This window comes from Pectobacterium quasiaquaticum, assembly GCF_014946775.2.
Lineage (GTDB): Bacteria > Pseudomonadota > Gammaproteobacteria > Enterobacterales > Enterobacteriaceae > Pectobacterium > Pectobacterium aquaticum.
In genome coordinates, this window is sequence record NZ_CP065177.1 from 2,617,060 (window position 1) to 2,635,768 (window position 18,709).

The 18,709-nt window shown below is 54.1% G+C and carries 14 protein-coding genes and 1 other RNA gene; 10 read left to right on the top strand and 5 right to left on the bottom strand.

The window, feature by feature from the left end:
- Positions 1–167: 167 nt before the first annotated feature.
- The gene (locus IG609_RS11980) at positions 168–569 is read left to right on the top strand and encodes a hypothetical protein (RefSeq protein WP_193397095.1); all 402 of its coding nucleotides are present in this window, start codon (positions 168–170) and stop codon (positions 567–569) included.
- 99 nt (positions 570–668) lie between these two features.
- Here the strand turns inward: IG609_RS11980 and menI are convergent, their stop codons facing one another.
- Together menI and ydiJ are read right to left on the bottom strand one after the other, a co-directional pair.
- The gene (gene menI, locus IG609_RS11985) at positions 669–1,085 is read right to left on the bottom strand and encodes a 1,4-dihydroxy-2-naphthoyl-CoA hydrolase (RefSeq protein ID WP_040032225.1); all 417 of its coding nucleotides are present in this window, start codon (positions 1,083–1,085) and stop codon (positions 669–671) included.
- Positions 1,085–4,138, bottom strand: coding sequence for a D-2-hydroxyglutarate dehydrogenase YdiJ (ydiJ, locus tag IG609_RS11990; RefSeq protein WP_193397096.1), 3,054 nt, complete (start codon positions 4,136–4,138; stop codon positions 1,085–1,087). Before ydiJ ends, menI begins: the two co-directional genes overlap by 1 nt.
- A 285-nt stretch (positions 4,139–4,423) precedes the next feature.
- On the opposite strand from ydiJ, the gene ydiK reads away from it, so the two are divergent.
- From ydiK to apbE, 3 genes are all read left to right on the top strand, one after another.
- On the top strand, positions 4,424–5,533 hold the full coding sequence (gene ydiK, locus IG609_RS11995; protein WP_180784355.1) for an AI-2E family transporter YdiK: 1,110 nt from the start codon (positions 4,424–4,426) through the stop codon (positions 5,531–5,533).
- Positions 5,534–5,858: 325 nt separating this feature from the next.
- Positions 5,859–5,970: antisense sRNA RprA (gene rprA, locus IG609_RS12000), an RNA gene on the top strand.
- 91 nt (positions 5,971–6,061) lie between these two features.
- Entirely contained in the window at positions 6,062–7,108 is a 1,047-nt protein-coding gene (gene apbE / locus IG609_RS12005) for an FAD:protein FMN transferase ApbE (RefSeq protein WP_193397097.1), read from the top strand.
- Positions 7,109–7,407: 299 nt separating this feature from the next.
- Here the strand turns inward: apbE and ppsA are convergent, their stop codons facing one another.
- Positions 7,408–9,786 carry a phosphoenolpyruvate synthase gene (ppsA, locus tag IG609_RS12010; RefSeq protein ID WP_193397098.1) on the bottom strand — a complete coding sequence of 793 codons (2,379 nt, stop codon included), beginning with the start codon at positions 9,784–9,786 and terminating at the stop codon, positions 7,408–7,410.
- 300 nt (positions 9,787–10,086) lie between these two features.
- Between ppsA and ppsR the strand changes: the two genes are divergently transcribed.
- The 6 genes from ppsR to IG609_RS12040 all read left to right on the top strand — a co-directional run bounded on the left by ppsR (position 10,087) and on the right by IG609_RS12040 (position 16,027).
- A complete protein-coding gene (ppsR, locus tag IG609_RS12015; protein ID WP_193397099.1) occupies positions 10,087–10,908 on the top strand; it encodes a posphoenolpyruvate synthetase regulatory kinase/phosphorylase PpsR in 822 nt (273 codons plus the stop codon).
- Positions 10,909–11,111: 203 nt separating this feature from the next.
- Positions 11,112–12,158: a 3-deoxy-7-phosphoheptulonate synthase gene (locus IG609_RS12020; protein WP_193400595.1), complete on the top strand. Its 1,047-nt coding sequence runs from the start codon at positions 11,112–11,114 to the stop codon at positions 12,156–12,158.
- A gap of 213 nt (positions 12,159–12,371) precedes the next feature.
- Complete coding sequence (locus tag IG609_RS12025) at positions 12,372–13,421, top strand: hemin-degrading factor (RefSeq protein ID WP_193400593.1); 1,050 nt, start codon at positions 12,372–12,374, stop codon at positions 13,419–13,421.
- A complete protein-coding gene (locus tag IG609_RS12030; RefSeq protein WP_193397102.1) occupies positions 13,418–14,236 on the top strand; it encodes a heme/hemin ABC transporter substrate-binding protein in 819 nt (272 codons plus the stop codon). The genes IG609_RS12025 and IG609_RS12030 overlap by 4 nt, the downstream gene beginning before the upstream one ends.
- The gene (locus IG609_RS12035) at positions 14,233–15,237 is read left to right on the top strand and encodes a FecCD family ABC transporter permease (protein ID WP_193397103.1); all 1,005 of its coding nucleotides are present in this window, start codon (positions 14,233–14,235) and stop codon (positions 15,235–15,237) included. Before IG609_RS12030 ends, IG609_RS12035 begins: the two co-directional genes overlap by 4 nt.
- Complete coding sequence (locus IG609_RS12040) at positions 15,230–16,027, top strand: heme ABC transporter ATP-binding protein (protein WP_193399888.1); 798 nt, start codon at positions 15,230–15,232, stop codon at positions 16,025–16,027. Before IG609_RS12035 ends, IG609_RS12040 begins: the two co-directional genes overlap by 8 nt.
- A gap of 19 nt (positions 16,028–16,046) precedes the next feature.
- On the opposite strand, the gene IG609_RS12045 is transcribed toward IG609_RS12040, so the two are convergent.
- Together IG609_RS12045 and lplA are read right to left on the bottom strand one after the other, a co-directional pair.
- Positions 16,047–17,498, bottom strand: a complete 1,452-nt coding sequence (locus tag IG609_RS12045) for a protein adenylyltransferase SelO (protein WP_193400591.1) — start codon at positions 17,496–17,498, stop codon at positions 16,047–16,049.
- 176 nt (positions 17,499–17,674) lie between these two features.
- Positions 17,675–18,691 (bottom strand): lipoate--protein ligase, encoded by a 1,017-nt coding sequence (gene lplA / locus IG609_RS12050; RefSeq protein ID WP_193400589.1) that lies wholly within the window; start codon positions 18,689–18,691, stop codon positions 17,675–17,677.
- Positions 18,692–18,709: the final 18 nt, after the last annotated feature.

Below are 18,709 nucleotides of genomic sequence, written 5' to 3' on the forward strand. Positions count from 1 at the left end.
TATTATAACATTTATCGGTGATACCTATTTGTAAAAGAGGGAAGGTATATGAAGATTTATGTGATTTCCGATCGGACTTTTGACGTTAAAGCACATTTTGCCCATTGATCACGGCCTTTTTTATCAATATGATAATGATTATCATTTCATATTCAGGATCGATAACCATGCTTTCCATGAATGCCTGGCTGCACCACCAAATTGACGAATATAAATTTCAGATTCGCGATGCCACCGTTGATTTCTATATGGCGGAAGCTCGCCTTAACCGTCCAGGAAGCAATATTGACCATTTACGTCGCTATCATAACGCCTGCATGGACATGGTTGAACTCTGTCTGAGAAATGGCGATGACGACAGCTATCTGCATGCGCTGGTCAAACTGCACAATCGGTTGATTAAAGAGATTAATAATGAAGGGCGTTGCCACCTCTTTCGAGTGCAAAGCTACTACTTTGCCCGTAACACGCTGAAGTCGATTTGCCATCAGTTAAGCATGCAAGGCTCATGGGATAAAGCCACTGAATTTCAGACAGACTTCGTTAAGCGCGTGCCGTTTCTCCCCTGAAGATCCATATTTTCTTAAGAGCAATGTTTTCCCAGAACAACGAAACCAGACCGACCAGCAGTCTGGTTCCGTGCTTGATGTTTACGGCGTAATTGATGTTTACGGCGTAATGACCGACGTCGTCAGACGTGAAATGCAGCACAGGCGATTTTGATTATCAAAAATCTCAATCTGCCATACCTGGCTACGGCGGCCAACGTGAAGCGCCCGGCATACGCCCCGCACGTCCCCTTCACGCACGGCTCGCAGATGGTTGGCATTGATTTCAAGCCCCACCACCTGCTGATCGCCTTCAGAACACAAGTAGCCCGCGACGGAACCCAGCGATTCCGCCAGTACAACGGAGGCACCACCGTGCAATAAGCCAAACGGCTGACGCGTGCGAGAATCCACTGGCATCACCGCTTCCAGATAATCCTCCGCGATATGGGTATAGCGGATACCGACATGACCCACCATACACGTTTGGCTCGGTTCGTTAAGCTGCTCAAGCGTAACCTGTCGTTTCCATAGCATCAGATAATCTCCAGCAAGGCCTGTAGCGGATGGCGCAATGCGCTGCCTTCCATGCGTTTTACCTGACTGCGACACGAATAGCCGGTAGTCAGGCAGCGTTTCTGCGGTAACTTCTGCAACACCTGCTGCCAGGACAGCGCATAGATGCCCTGCGAGTTGGCGAGGTTCTTGGTTTCATGCCCGTAGGTTCCCGCCATACCACAGCAGCCAACGCTGACATTCTCCAGCTTGGCACCAAAGCGCGAGAAAATGTCGGACCACTGTTTCGTGCTGATCGGCAGCGCCGTGGTTTCCGTACAGTGCCCCAGCAGATACCAGGATTCGCCAGTGGCAGGCTGCGGCGTGCTGTCTGCCAATGCCGTCACCAGCCATTCATGCACCAGTTGCACCTGGAAATCGCCGCGCTTCTCACCCAAAATCTCACGGTATTCGTCGCGATAGCACAGCACCAGCGCCGGATCGACGCCTACCATCGGCATCCCTAATTTAGCGACGCGGTTCAGGAAATCTGCCGTCTTCGAGGCCGTTTTAGCAAAGCGTTGCAGGAAGCCTTTAATGTGCTGCGCCTTCCCGTTCGGCGAGAACGGCAACAGAACTGGCTTCAGCTTCAGTTTTTCGATCAGATGGACGAAATCTGCCACCACTTGCGCATCGTAATAGCTGGTAAACGGATCCTGCACGATGAGCACGTACTGCTGGCGCGCCGCTTCCGGCAACTGTTCCAGCTGTTCAAGCGTGGTGTTGACGCCGCTATGTCCGGCAAACTGCTGGCGCAGTGACGGCGATGACAGCAGCGGCAAATCGACCATACCAATCTGGCTGCGGCTCAGGTTATTCAGCAGCGGCATTTTCAGGAAGAAGTTAAACGTCTTCGGGCTGCGCGCCATCAGCGGCGCATAGCTTTCGACACCAGCGACCAGATAGTCACGCACCGGACGCAGGTAGCGCGTGTGATAAAGTTGCAGGAAGCGAGAGCGGAAACCGGGCACGTCAATCTTGATAGGACATTGCGTTGAGCAGGCTTTACACGCCAGACAGCCCGACATCGCGTCTTTAACTTCGTGCGAGAAATCGTAATCGCCTTGCTTCGCCTGCCAGGTATTGCGGGTCTTCTGGATAAAGGCGCGCAGGCTCAGCTTCTGCTGCGGCAACGCGTTCTCCAGCGCGACGGGATCGACGCCCTGCTCCGCCAGCAGGCGTAACCATTCACGCACCAGCGTCGCACGGCCTTTCGGGGAATGAATACGGTTGCCGCTGATTTTCATCGACGGGCACATTGGGCTACGGGCATCAAAGTTAAAGCACAGACCATTGCCGTTACATTCCATCGCGCCACGGAACGCCGTGCGCACCGTCAGCGGGATCGTGCGATCGAACGTGCCGCGCTTGACCGCATCGACTTTCATCATTGGTGCATCCACGTCCAGCGGCGCACAAATCTTCCCAGGATTAAGTCGGTTATCAGGGTCGAACGCGGCCTTAATGCGGCGCAGCTCGGCATACAGTTCCGGCCCAAAGAATTCGGGGCTGTACTCAGCACGGAAGCCTTTCCCGTGCTCTCCCCACAGCAGGCCGCCATATTTGGCGGTCAGCGCAACAATCTGGTCGGAAAGCTGTTTCATCAGCATTTCCTGTTGCGGGTCGCACATATCCAGCGCCGGACGAACGTGCAGCACCCCAGCGTCGACGTGGCCGAACATGCCATACGTCAGATTATGGCTGTCTAACAGCGCACGGAATTCTTCGATGTAATCGGCCAGATGCTGTGGTGGCACGCAGGTATCTTCCGCAAACGGAATGGGCTTCGCCTGCCCTTTGCTGTTGCCCAGCAGCCCGACGGCTTTTTTCCGCATGGCATAAATACGCTCGATGCCGGACAGGTCGTTACAGGTTTGGTAACCAATTACTCCGCCTTCTCCGTTTGCCAGCAGCGTATCCAGCCGCTGACAGAGCGCGTCGACCTGCCCGTTAATCAGTGCTTCATCATCCCCCGCGAATTCAACAATATTCAGACCAAGCATTTCCTGATTAGGCACATCGGTAATCAGTTCGCTAACGGAATGCCAGACGATGTCTTCGCGGGCCAGGTTTAAGACTTTGGAATCCACGGTTTCAACGGATAACGCCTTCGCTTCCACCATGAACGGCGCATTGCGCAACGCAGAGTTGAAGGAGTCGTATTTGATATTGACCAGACGGCGGCTCTTCGGCAGCGGCGTGATATCGAGCTTCGCTTCGGTGATAAACGCCAGCGTGCCTTCCGCCCCGGTCAGAATACGCGTTAGATCAAAGGTACGGAGATCGTCGCTGAATACATGACGCAGGTCATAACCCGTCAGAAAACGATTCAGCTTAGGGAACTTATCGATAATCAACGCGCGCTGTTCGCGACAGCGGTGCAGCACCGTGTGATAAATGCGGCCGATGGCGGAATCTTCTAACGCCAGTTTCTCTGCCAGCTCTACCGGCATCGCCTGCGTATCCAGCATTTCGCCGCCCAGCAGGACAGCACGTAGCCCCAGCACATGGTCTGAGGTTTTGCCGTACACCAGCGAACCTTGCCCTGAGGCATCGGTATTGATCATGCCGCCCAGCGTCGCCCGGTTGCTGGTCGACAGCTCGGGTGCGAAGAAGTAACCATAAGGCTTGAGATACTGGTTAAGCTGATCTTTAATGACGCCAGCTTCGACGCGCACCCAGCCTTTCTCAGGGTTGATCTCCAGAATACGGTTCATATAACGCGACATATCGACCACGATGCCGCGATTCAGCGCCTGCCCGTTCGTTCCTGTCCCGCCACCGCGTGGCGTAAAGGTCAGCCCTGAAAAACGCTCCTCGCCCGCCAGCCGCGAGAGGATCGCCACATCGGCGGTTGAGCGGGGGAAAACCACCGCATCCGGCAAAAGTTGGTAGATACTGTTATCCGTTGCCATCGTCAGACGATCGGCATAATTAGTCGCCGTATCGCCTGTGAATCCATTTTTCTTCAATGCTTCCAGAAAATTAAGCACCGGCTGGACCAGCCCGGGGGATTGCGTGATCTGTGGGATCATTATTTTTTGACCCTGTCCGTACATGATGAGTTTGCCAATATGTCGTGATATGCCTGTGAAGAGCCCGATATAGCCGCGCTGTCACTGGGAACATCACGTTTTATCACATTTCGCAATCGTGTGCGCTCTCGGATCGGCAAAAACATACAGCGTGTTGGCTAATGGCCGTTTGACCAACAAAATGTTCAACACGCTGTCAAAACACCCAGAAATATCTCATGATGATTCGTGATTAACCAAAGCGACCTCGCCTAAGCCCTTTCTTTGCTATTGAGGAACGATTCATTGAGCAAATATTCCCAGCCACCACGACTTGATCTGGCCAGAATCCTGTTCAGTCTGGTGTTTATTACCATCATGATTATTGCCTGTTTTTGGGTGGTACAGCCTTTTATCCTAGGATTCGCCTGGGCATGTATGGTGGTCATTGCCACCTGGCCGATGCTGATTAGATTTCAGGCGCTATTATGGGGGAGACGTTCTCTCGCCGTGCTCGTGATGACGCTGCTACTTATCCTGCTATTTATTGTCCCGATTGCCGTTCTTGTCAGTAGCGTGGTGGATAACAGCTCGGTGCTAATGAGTTGGGGAGCCAGGCAGGAAAACTTTTCGCCGCCGACACTGGAGTGGTTGACATCCATTCCTTTAGTGGGAGAGAAATTATTCAACAGTTGGCAGGCGCTGTTGCAAAGCGGCGGCAGCGGTCTATTCGCCAAGGTGCAACCCTATTTTGGTAAAACCGCGACATGGCTGGTGGAACAGGCGGCGCATGTCGGGCGCTTTCTGATGCACTGCTCCCTGATGCTGATCTTCAGCGCCCTGCTCTATTACAAGGGGGAAGCCGTTGCGAAGGCTGTGCGACACTTCGCCATTCGGCTGGGGCAAGAGCGCGGCGATGCCGCCGTGATTCTGGCAGCACAGTCAATTCGCGCCGTCGCCCTGGGCGTGGTGGTAACAGCCATCGTGCAATCAGTGTTAGGCGGAATCGGTCTGGGGCTGTCTGGGATTCCTTACACTACGCTATTAACCGTGCTGATGTTTCTGTGTTGCCTGGCGCAATTAGGGCCGCTTCCAGTATTGATTCCTGCGATTATCTGGCTGTATTGGACGGGCGATACCACCTGGGGCACTATCCTGCTGGTCTGGAGCTGCGTCGTTGGCACCATCGATAACGTTATCCGCCCAGTATTAATCAGAATGGGTGCCGATCTTCCTATGTTGCTGATTCTTTCCGGCGTGATTGGCGGCTTACTGGCGTTTGGCATGATAGGGATATTTATTGGCCCGGTCGTCCTCGCCGTTTCCTATCGTCTGCTGTTTGCCTGGATGCGTGAAATCCCCGAACCGCAAAACATCCTTTCCGTTAATACGTCTAACACGCCAGATAAAGAGTAAGACCGACAGTCACCGGTTTCGCTTCCCGTGGGCGGTACGCCGTCCACGCATTCCCTCTCTCTGCATCGCTTCTTCAGTACTATTTTTTTCGTGCACGGTTTTGACACTATTTTTCGGCGCTATCATCCCCTTTTTTCAATAAGTAAAAATAGCTAATGATTAACCCTTTATTCCTAGGGATTAGTCCTAAAAATTTTGATATCATTTCTCCAATGCATCAATATTATTGACAGTACAAAAACACCCAGAGGCTAATTCTTAAAAAATAATTAACCATTAGGATGATTCTTAATGACTGAGTAGGGCATAATCCATAGGATAAATACCGGAGCTAGTATTAACCTACTGTTTGTCAATGAGGTTTCCTCCTTGTCAGAGTGAGTAACGAATTGCTGTGTGTAGTCTTTGCCCATCCCCTGAGATGGGCCTTTTTTTTCCTTTCATTTGCCTTCCATTCAATTACGCTTCATCCCTTTTTTGTTATTCTCCTGTTTGCCTACCCTCAGTTCAGTTTTTCAGGAGTTTTTCATGATGCCTCTTGCCGCGAAGAGATTACTACTCTGTGGCTTATTCAGCCTTCTGACAGCCTGCGATAATCCAACGCCGACGACACAGCGCCCTTTGTTGACCATTGAAGGCAAAACCATGGGGACGTTTTACAGCGTAAAAATTAGCGGCAACATCACCGAGGACAAACAGCAGTTGCAACGAGAAATCGATGTTCTGCTGGAGCGGGCCAATGACGAGATTTCCACCTACCGTGACGATTCAGTCCTGTCGCGTTTTAATCAGTACCGAGGAACGGATCCCCAGCCCATCAGCAATGGCATGGCGGATATTATTCTGGCTGCGCTGCGTATCGGTAAAGCCACGCACGGTGCGATGGATATCACCGTCGGCCCGTTGGTTAATCTCTGGGGGTTCGGCCCGCAGAAGCAGCCTACGCGGGTTCCCAGCCAGCAGCAGATCGATGCAGCGCGACAACATGTCGGGCTGCGTCACCTGAAGCTGATCGGTGACGAAAAAGGAGAATGGATTCAGAAAGATCTGCCGGATTTGTATGTCGATCTCTCCACGCTGGGCGAAGGGTACGGCGCAGACGTTCTCGCGCAATTAATGACGCGTAAAGGGATCACCAACTATCTGGTTTCCGTCGGTGGAGCGGTTTCCAGTCGTGGGGTGAACGCTGAGGGAACGCCGTGGCGTGTGGCGATACAGAAACCCACCGATCAGGAAAATGCAGCACAGGCGGCGGTGAATTTGCAGGGGTATGCGATCAGTACTTCCGGCAGCTATCGGAATTATTTTGAAGAGGACAGCAAGCGCTATTCTCACGTTATCGATCCCGAGACGAGCAGACCCATTACTCATCAGCTAGTTTCTGCGACCGTGATTGCACCGACAGCGCTGGAAGCGGATGGCTGGGATACCGGTTTGATGGTGTTGGGAACAGAGAAGGCGTTAAAACTGGCAGAACAGCAGGGGCTAGCGGTTTATCTGATTACCAAAACGGATAAGGGCTTTAGCGCGGTAATGACGCCACAGTTTAAATCCTTCCTGATTGCGGCACCGTAATATGAAAAATATGTTTTAGTACCGATTGCGATCAGCTGCTGCTGAGCGGTGGTAATGGAATAGAAGAGTAAAGCGTTTGCGCCAAGGACAAAAACGTCAGGAACGTTTTTGAACGTCGCTTGCGACGGCCCTGCAAGGGTGAATCTCAGGGATGAGATTCATATCTGCGCAATCCGAGCGTACAGGGATGTATTCACAGCGTCTTTACGATCTATCCATTACCACCGTTCTCATTTCGTAAATACGGTTTTAACAGTCTAAATGCCTGATGACTACACATCAGGCATTCACCGTACTAATTACTTGTGCTCAGCCAGATTCATCCAGGTTTGCACCACGGTGTCTGGGTTAAGCGACAGGCTATCGATGCCCTGCTCCATCAGCCAGAGCGCGAAATCTTCGTGATCTGACGGGCCCTGACCGCAAATACCGACGTATTTACCCTGTTTCTTGGCGGCCTTAATCGCCATCGACAGCAGCGCCTTCACCGCATCGTTACGTTCATCGAACAGCGACGATACCACGCCGGAGTCGCGATCCAAGCCTAGCGCCAACTGCGTCATGTCGTTTGAGCCGATAGAGAAGCCATCAAAGTGTTGCAGGAATTCATCGGCCAACAGCGCGTTGGACGGAATTTCGCACATCATGATGATTTTCAGGCCGTCTTCGCCACGGCGCAGACCTTGATTCGCCAGTTCAGCCACCACCGCTTCCGCTTGTGCCACGGTACGAACGAACGGGATCATGATCTCGACGTTCTTCAGCCCCATCACGTTACGCACGCGTTTGACTGCTTCACATTCCAGCGCAAAACAGGCTTTGAAGTCCGGCGACACGTAACGACCCGCACCGCGGAAGCCCAGCATCGGGTTCTCTTCTTCCGGCTCATAACGCTCACCGCCGACCAGATTGGCGTACTCGTTGGATTTAAAATCAGACAGGCGGACGATCACGCGCTTCGGCGAGAATGCGGCTGCCAGCGTCGCGATCCCTTCCGTCAGACGACCGACGTAGAACTCCACCGGATCGTCGAAGCCCTGCATCAGCGTCTTGATCTCACGTTGCACCTCAGGGGTTTGCTGGTCGAATTCCAGCAGCGCACGCGGGTGCACGCCAATCATGCGGTTGATGATGAATTCCAGACGCGCCAGGCCGACGCCATCGTTTGGCAGGCAGGCAAAATCAAACGCGCGATCAGGGTTGCCCACGTTCATCATGATTTTCAGCGGCAGTGCAGGCATTTCATCAATCTGTGAACTCTTCACGGAGAAGTCCAGCAGATCCTGATACACGTAGCCCGTGTCGCCTTCCGCACAGGAAACAGTCACTTTCTGCCCCTTGCGTAAACGCTCGGTTGCATCGCCGCAGCCTACGACGGCCGGAATGCCCAGTTCGCGGGCGATAATCGCCGCGTGACAGGTACGTCCGCCGCGATTGGTGACAATCGCCGCCGCTTTCTTCATGATCGGTTCCCAGTCTGGGTCGGTCATGTCGGTCACCAGCACATCGCCTGCGTTGATCAGGTGCATCTCGCTGATGTCCTGAATCACTTTCACTTCACCCGCGCCAATGCGGTGACCGATCGCACGGCCTTCCACCAGCACCGTACCGCTGGCCGGCAGATGGTAGCGCTCCATCACCTGACCGTTAGAGCGAACCGTTTCCGGACGCGCCTGCACAATATAGAGCTTGCCGGTGTGGCCATCTTTCGCCCACTCGATGTCCATCGGACGACCGTAGTGTTTCTCAATCAGCAGCGCCTGACGCGCCAGTGCCTGCACTTCATCATCCGTCAGACTGAAACGCGTCGTTTGTTCTGCTGGCACATCTTCAATCCGCACCTGCTTGCCATGTTCCTGGCTCGCGGCATACACCATACGGATTTTTTTCGATCCCATATTACGGCGCACAATCGCAGGTTTGTTGTTCTGCAACGTTGGCTTGTGAACATAGAACTCGTCCGGGTTCACCGCCCCCTGCACCACCATTTCACCCAAACCGTAAGCCGACGTAATGAACACCACCTGATCAAAACCGGATTCGGTATCAATGGTAAACATCACGCCCGCAGAGGCCAGATCGGACCGCACCATGCGCTGCACGCCCGCCGACAGCGCCACGCCACGGTGGTCATACCCCTGATGTACGCGATAGGAGATCGCACGATCGTTAAACAGCGATGCAAATACGTGCTTCACAGCCACCATCACGGCATCAATGCCCTGCACGTTCAGGAAGGTTTCCTGCTGACCGGCAAAGGACGCATCCGGCATATCTTCTGCCGTAGCGGAAGAACGCACGGCAAACGAGGCGTCTTTCTCACCGTCGGCCAGTTGCTGGTAGGCGTCACTGATTGCCTTCTCCAGCTCCGGCTGGAATGGCGTATCAATAATCCACTGGCGGATCTGCGTACCGGCGCTCGCCAGTTGACTCAGATCGTCAATGTCGGTGCGATCGAGCAGCTCATAAATGCGCTGGTTAATCCCGCTTTGATTAAGAAAATCATTAAACGCCTGCGCCGTTGTCGCAAAGCCGTTGGGAACGGCTACGCCCAATTCTGAAAGGTTGGTGATCATTTCACCCAGAGAGGCATTCTTGCCTCCCACCCTTTCAACATCGTGCATACCGAGCTGGTTATACCAAAGGACATTACGCAAATCAGGGCCGTTATTGGACATCGAAAATAATCCTTTCTGCATACAATTAGGGTATGGAAGAGTTCGGTTGAGAATCGCCTCAACGCAATCAGGTTAGCATAGCGTTTTGATGAACATGGACAGGTGAATCGATCAACCTATGAAAAAAAACTGATTTCACGGTGAATGATTGCTTAACGCGGTAAAAATCCAATATCGTAGAAGATTAGTATTCTTTATCATGAAGATAATGAAATAGCGTTTTAATAAAAGTATTCTTGAAACGCAATTTTTGACGAGGTTAACGTGTTCGAGTTGTCGGAAATATCAACAGGGGGTTATGTGGAAAGAAGCGTATTTTATGTCTCGGACGGTACGGCCATTACGGCAGAAGTGCTGGGCCATGCGGTGCTGTCCCAGTTCCCCGTGAACACGGTTAGCTATACCTTACCCTTCGTGGAAAGTGAAGCACGCGCCAAAGCCGTGTGCGAGCAAATCAATACGTTGTATCAGCAAACCGGTCTGCGTCCGCTGGTATTTTACTCCATCGTCACACCGACCGTACGTAACATTATTACCAGCAGCGAAGGGTTTTGCCAGGATATCGTACAGGCGCTGGTTGCTCCCTTGCAGGAAGAATTGAACACGCCGCCGACACCGATTGCCAACCGCACTCACGGGTTGACGGCCAATAACCTGAGCAAATACGACGCCCGTATCGCCGCCATCGACTATACGCTGGCGCACGATGACGGTATCTCGCTGCGCAATCTCGATCAGGCGCAGGTTATTTTGCTGGGCGTGTCACGCTGCGGTAAAACGCCGACCAGCCTGTATCTGGCGATGCAATTCGGCATTCGCGCCGCCAACTATCCTTTTATTGCCGATGATATGGATAACCTGCGCCTGCCCGACGCGTTGAAACCTTTCCAGCACAAGCTATTCGGGCTCACCATTGATGCCGAACGGCTGGCGGCCATTCGGGAAGAGCGCCGGGGCAACAGTCGCTATGCGTCGTTGCGCCAGTGCCGTATGGAACTCAGTGAAGTGGAAGCGCTATTTCGCAAACACCAGATTAAGTATCTCAATACCACCAATTATTCCGTTGAGGAAATTTCCGCCAAAATTATCGACATTCTCGGCATGAGTCGAAGAATGTACTAGTACATGATAGGTTTTTTATCCTGATGCGGTTGTAATGTGCGCCAGTTCGTTTATTGTGTGCTCCATCACTTCCCGGCATTTCGCCGCTGCGAAGCAACCTTTTAGTCGGAAACATAGCCTGAAAACGCTGCCTGAACACACTGTTATGTCCATACATTTCAGTGACGGCACGTTTTCGGCTTGACCGTATTCAGAGATAAAACATGCTGCAAACAGATGAACTGCGGAGCGCACGCATCGAGAGTCTGGTTACGCCTCAAACGTTACTCGCCAGACTCCCAATTACCCCTGCCGTTGCCGAAAATGTCACCTCGTCACGTAAGAAAATTGAAGCCATTCTAACCGGTCAAGATCTCCGCCTGCTCGTCGTGGTTGGCCCTTGTTCGATCCATGACACAGACAGCGCGTTAGAGTATGCACGCCGTCTGGCTGCGCTACGCACGCAGTATCAGGATCGACTGGAAATCGTCATGCGCACCTATTTTGAAAAACCGCGCACAGTGGTGGGTTGGAAGGGACTCATTTCCGACCCCGCGCTCAATGGAACGTTTCAGGTGAATGAAGGGCTGGAAATTGCGCGCCGCTTGCTGCTGGACGTCAATCAGCTTGGCTTGCCGACCGCGACAGAATTCCTCGATATGGTCACCGGCCAGTATATCGCCGACTTGATTAGCTGGGGGGCGATTGGCGCGAGAACCACCGAAAGCCAGATCCACCGGGAAATGGCTTCTGCGCTGTCCTGCCCTGTCGGCTTCAAGAACGGGACGGACGGTAATACACGCATCGCCGTCGATGCCATTCGTGCCGCTCGTGCCCAGCACATGTTTCTCTCGCCGGATAAGCAGGGCTTCATGTCGGTCTACAAAACGCAGGGCAACCCGTTCGGCCACATTATTATGCGTGGCGGGAAAAAACCGAACTACCACGCGGAAGATATCGCTGCGGCCTGCGCTCACCTGCGTGAATTCTCGCTGCCCGAACATCTGGTGATCGATTTCAGTCATGCCAACTGTCAGAAACAACATCGTCGCCAACTCGACGTAGCCGATGATATCTGCCAGCAAATTCGCACCGGTTCACGCGCTATCGCGGGCATCATGGCGGAAAGTTTCTTAATCGAAGGCAACCAGCCGGCGATCAACCCTCTGGCATTGGCGTATGGGCAATCCATTACCGATCCTTGCCTGAGCTGGCAGGACACCGAAACGCTGCTGTCTCGCCTGGCAGACGCCGTCGACAGTCGTTTTTAATTCGATATACGCTGGCACACTCACCTTCTCCGGTCGTGTGCCAGCTGTTTTCCCGCCGCTTATCCCACACTCTCGCAGCACGTAACTACCTCTTACGCTTCCTCTTATTCCACTTATTAAGAAAACTTCACTTGAGGTTGCGTTTTTGTTACATGAAAATGATTCTCATTCATTGCTATGATTAATACGACAACGATTAAGGGAACGAACGAGATGCAGACGTCCATTTACCAACAATACCTCCAGGCGAAAGTTGAACATCCGCGTAAATACGCTCGCGATTTGGCTGCGCAACTCGGCATCAGCGAAGCGGAACTGACCCACGCCCGTGTCGGACACGATGCGAAGCGCCTGCAGGGTGACGCCAAAGTTTGGTTAAGCGCACTGGAGCAGGTTGGTAATACCAAGTCGATCACACGTAACGAATACGCCGTGCATGAGCATACCGGTTACTATCAGAACCAGACGCTGGATGGGCATGCCGGTCTTATCCTCAACCCGCGCGAGCTGGATCTGCGTTTGTTCCTTTCTCAGTGGGCTTCCGCCTTTGCGCTGCGTGAAAATACCGCACGCGGTGAGCGTCAGAGCATTCAATTTTTCGATCATCAGGGTGATGCCATTCTGAAGGTCTACACGACCGACACCACGGACATGGCCGCCTGGCAGCTATTTGTTGAGAAATTTACCAGCAGCGAAAATCCAGCCTTGGCACTTCGTCCAGCAAACAGCACGGCAGTTGAGCAGGTCGTTGCCCATAATCCTCAGCTTGAAGCAGAATGGCGTGCGATGACGGACGTGCATGATTTCTTCATTCTGCTCAAGCGCCATAACCTGACGCGCCAGCAGGCGTTTAACTCGGTCGCTGACGATTTGGCTTACCGTGTAGACAACGATGCGCTGTCGCAAATTCTGTTTGCCGCGCGTGAAGATCAGAACGAGATCATGGTATTTGTCGGTAACCGTGGCTGTGTGCAAATCTTCACCGGTACGCTTGAGCGTGTAGAGCGTATGGAGCAACATGCAGAGTGGATTAACATCTTTAATAAAGATTTCACCCTGCATTTGATCGAAGGCGCGATCGCTGAAAGCTGGGTGACGCGTAAACCGACGGTCGATGGTGTCGTGACCAGCCTCGAACTCTATGCCGCAGACGGCTCTCAAATTGCACAACTCTTCGGGCAACGTACCGAAGGAACGCCGGAACAACAGCAATGGCGTAACCAAATCGATGCCCTGAAACCGCATAAGGATCTCGCTGCATGAAAAACTGGCTATTTCCCCTGCTATTGACACTCCCGCTGGGGGTGTCTGCTGCCGAGCGTATCGTTTCTATCGGCGGCGACGTCACGGAAATCATCTATGCGCTGGGTGCGGAGAAAGATCTGGTTGCGCGTGATAGCACCAGTCTGCGCCCGGAAGCCGTGAAGAAACTGCCTGACGTGGGCTACATGCGCCACCTCAATGCGGAAGGTATTCTGGCCATGAAACCGTCTCTGGTTCTCGCCAGCGATCTGTCCCAGCCATCACTCATCCTGCAGCAGGTGGCGGACAGCGGCACAAAAGTGGTTCATGTCACCGCCGAGCCATCACTGGATGCGGTACCGAAGAAAATCGGGGCCATCGCTCAAACGCTAGGAAAGGACGCAGAAGGTAAAAAACTGACGGAAACTTATCAGCAACAGTTGGCGGCAGTCAAAACCTCACCGCTGCCGGTCAATGTGCTATTCATTCTCAGCCACGGCGGCATGACCGCGCTGGCTGCGGGTAAAAATAGCCCGCCAGACACGATTATCCGCAGTGCCGGATTAAAAAATGCCATGCAAAACGTTGAGCGCTACCAGCCATTGTCACAGGAAGGCGTGATTGCCAGTGCGCCGGATCTGATTCTGATATCCAGTCAGGGGCTGAAAACGTTGGGTGGTGAAGCGCAGGTCTGGAAATTACCTGGTTTGGCATTGACGCCTGCGGGTAAAAACAAGCGTCTGTTAGTGGTCGATGACATGGCGATGCTCGGCTTCACGCTCGAAACCCCAGCGCTGATGGCAACGCTGCGTCAGACAGCCGAAGCGATCAAATGACGTCACGCTTTCACCCGCGCACGTGGTTGATCGCACTGCTGTTACTGATGGTGGCACTAATGGTCGGTGCCGCCAACATGGGCGCGCTGACCCTATCGCTCAAGATACTATGGCAAACGCCGCTTGACGATCCAATCTGGCATATCTGGTTGAATATCCGCGTCCCCCGCGTGCTGCTGGCGATCCTCGTCGGTGGCGCGTTGGCTTGCTCTGGCGCGATTATGCAGGGGTTATTTCGCAATCCGCTCGCCGATCCAGGCCTGCTTGGGATCAGCAGCGGCGCCGCACTCTGCGTCGCACTAACCATTGTGCTGCCGCTTGGCCTGCCTCCGCTGCTGGCACTTTACGGCCCGATGTTCGCTGCTTTCGCGGGCAGTCTGGCAATTACGGCGATTATTTTCATCCTCAGCCGCTCAGAACAGGGTGGATTAACGCGATTATTGCTGGCAGGCATCGCGCTCAATGCGCTGTGCCTTGCCCTCATCGGCGTGTTGACCTACATCAGCACCGATCAGCAACTACGCCAGTTCTCACTGTGGGGAATGGGGAGCCTCGGGCAGGCACAGTGGCCCATGCTGCTGGTTGCCAGCACGTTGGTCATCCCTGCCACGATCGCCACGTTATACTACGCGCACCGTCTGAACGTGTTGCAATTAGGGGACGAAGAGGCGCACTACCTTGGTGTTAATGTGAAACGCACCAAGTACACGCTACTGCTGCTCAGTTCGCTGTTGGTTGGCGTAGCAGTGGCGGTCAGCGGCGTGATCGGGTTTATCGGGCTTATCATTCCACACCTGATGCGCATGCATCTGGGTGCCGACCATCGCTGGCTCATTCCCGGTTCTATCCTCGGCGGTGCCTGTCTGCTGTTGTTTGCGGATACGTTGGCACGCACGCTGCTTTCTCCGGCAGAAATGCCCGTTGGGTTGTTAAGCAGCCTAATTGGCGGGCCGTATTTCTTATGGCTGATCGTTCAGCATAAAGGGCGGGGCAATGACTGACTCAGCGCTCGACCGGACGTTAGTCGCACGCCATCTGCGCTTTCAGGCCAACGGCCGTTATCTGACGGACGACGTTTCTCTGGAGCTTCACAGTGGGGAAATCGTCGCAATCATCGGCCCCAACGGCGCAGGGAAATCTACCCTGCTCCGTTTACTGACCGGTTATTTAACGCCAGATGAAGGCGAGTGCCTGTTAGCCGGACAGCCTTTTTCGCACTGGCAGCCCGGCGCACTCGCCAAAACGCGGGCGGTGATGCGCCAGCATAGCGGCATGGCGTTTGCGTTTAGCGTGCGGGATGTCGTTGCAATGGGGCGCTCCCCTCACGGTCGCTATCCGAAAAACGATGATGTGATTCAGCAGGTCATGGCGCAAACAGGCTGTCTGGAACTGGCGACGCGCGACTATCGTCAGCTTTCCGGCGGGGAACAGCAGCGCGTGCAACTGGCCCGCGTGCTGGCACAGCTGTGGCATCCAGAACCGACGCCGGGCTGGTTGTTTCTTGATGAACCCACGTCGGCGCTGGATTTGTATCATCAACAGCACCTCTTGCGGCTGCTCAAGCAGCTTACGCGCGAACAGCCGTTATCCGTGTGCAGCGTTCTGCACGACCTGAATCTGGCGGCGCTGTATGCCGACCGCATCCTGCTGTTGCACGAAGGGAAGCTAGTTGCACAAGGCACGCCCGCGCAGGTATTACAAGCAGACACATTGACCCACTGGTATCGCGCCGATCTCAGCGTTGGTTCACACCCTGACTACCCCCTTCCGCAGGTTTATCTGCGGCAATAGCCAAGTCCCCTGCTCCGGCTCAACTGGAGCAGGAAATTTCCAGATGTTTGCCCCACTCTGGCGGTAACGCCGCTAAATCGTTCTTCTCCGGCTGTTCGTCAAACGGTTGGCACAACGTCTGATGCAGACGCGCCAGCACGCTGATATCATCGTTTTCCGCCCGTTCAATCGCCATCTGCGCCAGATAATTACGCAGAATATATTTCGGGTTCGTCGCATTCATCAGGCGGCGACGTTCCTCATCGCCCTGTTCTTCCTGCATCAGCCTCTGGCGGTAGGTCGCAAACCAGCTATCGAACGCAGTCCTGTCGATGAATTCATCACGGAGCGGCGAATGCGATGCCTGCTTTTCGCTATCGGCCAGCAGGCGGAACGTGCGGGTGTAATCGCTGCCTTCCTGCTGCATCAGGCGCAACAGCCCGACCAGCACGTCATTATCCTCCGCGCTCGCGGTAAACAAGCCCAGCTTGGCGCGCATCAGCGTGCCATAGTGCTGCAGCAGCGCCGGTTCATAGCGGGCAAGCGCGCGCTCCAGTGTGTCAGTGTCCATCAACCCCGACAGCGCCTGCGCCAACCGATGTAGATTCCACAGTCCCACGGCAGGCTGATTGTCAAACGCGTAGCGCCCGCGATGGTCGGAGTGATTGCAAATGAAACCAGGCTGATACGCATCTAAAAAGCCATAAGGGCCGTAGTCGATGGTCAGCCCTAAAATCGACATGTTGTCCGTATTCATTACGCCGTGCGCAAATCCGACGGCCTGCCAATGTGTAATCAATCGAGCGGTGCGTTCTACTACATCGCAGAACCACAGCTCATAGCGACGCTCGTCGTTCTCCCACTGCGGCCAGTGGCGAGCGATCACATACTCCACCAGTTGGCGCACCTTTTCCGGCTCACGGCGATGGTAGAAATGCTCAAAATGGCCGAAGCGCACATGGCTTTCCGCCACGCGCAGCAGCATTGCGCCCTTTTCTTCCTGCTCACGCTGCACCAGATGTGTGCTGGTGACAATCGTCAGCGCCCGCGTGGTGGGAATCCCCAGATGATGCATCGCTTCCGAGGCCAGAAATTCGCGTATCGCCGAACGCAGCACCGCGCGACCGTCACCCATGCGCGAATACGGCGTCAGCCCCGCACCTTTGAGATGCCAGTCCATAGTACGGCCATCCGACAGCTGTTGTTCTCCCAGCAGAATGCCGCGCCCATCCCCCAGTTGACCAGCCCACATGCCAAACTGATGGCCGCTATAAACCTGCGCCAGCGGCGCCATTCCCGGCAGCAAACGTTCGCCGCTCCAGACGGCATTCTGTTCTGGCGTAAACCAGTCGGAAGACAGGCCAAGCTCCGCGGCCAATCCCTCGCTGTGATAAAGCAGGCGAGCGCCATGCAGCGGCGTAGGCTGTAGCGCGGTGTAGAACCCCGGCAACTGGTGAAAATAGTGATTATTGAATAACGGTGTTTGCTGCATCCTGTCTCCCTAATACCACTCTGTTCAAGTGAAGAGAGCCACGCGCTCATCACACAACGACTCATGGGTAAGCAGAAAGTGTAGAGGGATGGTAATGAAATTAACACGGAGGAAACGCAGGGGTATTATTCCCCTTACGTTTCCTTGCCATCGATGCGTTGAGAAAAACAGGACGTCTAACGCAAACTCTGCGCCAGCCAATCAGCCAGTTCCTGTAGTTCGTTTTGCTGTTCGGGGAAGGCGGTAATCAGTGCCTGACACGCCGCCGCCAAGGCTTCTGGGCGATACGCCGTTCCCTGTAATGCGGAGGCGAGTGCTTCTAACGGCGCGGGATTCAGGCTATCGGTATAAATCTGCGCGCGGACGATCACGCCGCGCTCTACATCAAAATGTAATTCAACCCCGCCCCAGGCAAAGCGGTTATCGAGTAAATGCGAGAAATCCGGAGCCTGACCGAAGTTCCATTCCCAGCTACTTTGACGCGCAAACTGCTCGCTGAATCCCGGTAGGTCTGGGTAGGCGGAAGGTGAGATGATTTCTGGTTCGCACTGTTCGCCAAAATAATCAAAGAAGGCCTGCGTCACCGCCTGACTAATGACCTGATGATCGACAGAAGGCAGCAATTCCACCAGATTGGCGACGCGGGAACGCACGGACGTAATTCCTTTTGCCTGGAGCTTCTTAACATCCGGGTTCAAATAATCGGCTAAGCGGCTGAGATCGGCGTTCAGCAGCAGCGTGCCATGATGAAAACCGCGATCTTTGGTTTCCCGATAGGCAGAACCGGACACCTTGCGCACGCCGTCCGCGGTTTCGACCACCAGATCGTTACGGCCCGAGGCGCTAGCCTTTAACCCCAGCGAACTAAGCGCATCCAGAACAATCTGCGTTGAAACACTTTTATCGTATTCCGGCTTGCCCGCCATAAAGGTAAAGCAGGTATTGCCAAGATCGTGGAAGACCGCCCCGCCGCCGCTGCTGCGCCGTGCCAGCTTGATGCCATCCTCTTCCATCCGCCGCGTATTGCACTCTTTCCACGGGTTCTGCGCACGACCAATGACTACGGTTTCCGCATTGCGCCACAAAAATAGCACCCGCTGCGTGGTCGGCATCTGGCGAAAGATGCACTCCTCTACAGCCAGATTAAACCAGGGATCGTAAGAGTCAGAGATGAGTAAACGCAGAGAGGACATGAGTGGGTAGCTCCATGC

Bases quoted from the DNA above. Each gene is read 5' to 3' on its own strand.
- IG609_RS11980 (WP_193397095.1), top strand. From the start codon at position 168: ATGCTTTCCATGAATGCCTGGCTGCACCACCAAATTGACGAATATAAA.
- menI (WP_040032225.1), bottom strand. From the start codon at position 1,085: ATGCTATGGAAACGACAGGTTACGCTTGAGCAGCTTAACGAACCGAGC.
- ydiJ (WP_193397096.1), bottom strand. From the start codon at position 4,138: ATGATCCCACAGATCACGCAATCCCCCGGGCTGGTCCAGCCGGTGCTT.
- apbE (WP_193397097.1), top strand. From the start codon at position 6,062: ATGATGCCTCTTGCCGCGAAGAGATTACTACTCTGTGGCTTATTCAGC.
- ppsA (WP_193397098.1), bottom strand. From the start codon at position 9,786: ATGTCCAATAACGGCCCTGATTTGCGTAATGTCCTTTGGTATAACCAG.
- IG609_RS12020 (WP_193400595.1), top strand. From the start codon at position 11,112: ATGCTGCAAACAGATGAACTGCGGAGCGCACGCATCGAGAGTCTGGTT.
- IG609_RS12025 (WP_193400593.1), top strand. From the start codon at position 12,372: ATGCAGACGTCCATTTACCAACAATACCTCCAGGCGAAAGTTGAACAT.
- IG609_RS12030 (WP_193397102.1), top strand. From the start codon at position 13,418: ATGAAAAACTGGCTATTTCCCCTGCTATTGACACTCCCGCTGGGGGTG.
- IG609_RS12035 (WP_193397103.1), top strand. From the start codon at position 14,233: ATGACGTCACGCTTTCACCCGCGCACGTGGTTGATCGCACTGCTGTTA.
- IG609_RS12040 (WP_193399888.1), top strand. From the start codon at position 15,230: ATGACTGACTCAGCGCTCGACCGGACGTTAGTCGCACGCCATCTGCGC.
- IG609_RS12045 (WP_193400591.1), bottom strand. From the start codon at position 17,498: ATGCAGCAAACACCGTTATTCAATAATCACTATTTTCACCAGTTGCCG.
- lplA (WP_193400589.1), bottom strand. From the start codon at position 18,691: ATGTCCTCTCTGCGTTTACTCATCTCTGACTCTTACGATCCCTGGTTT.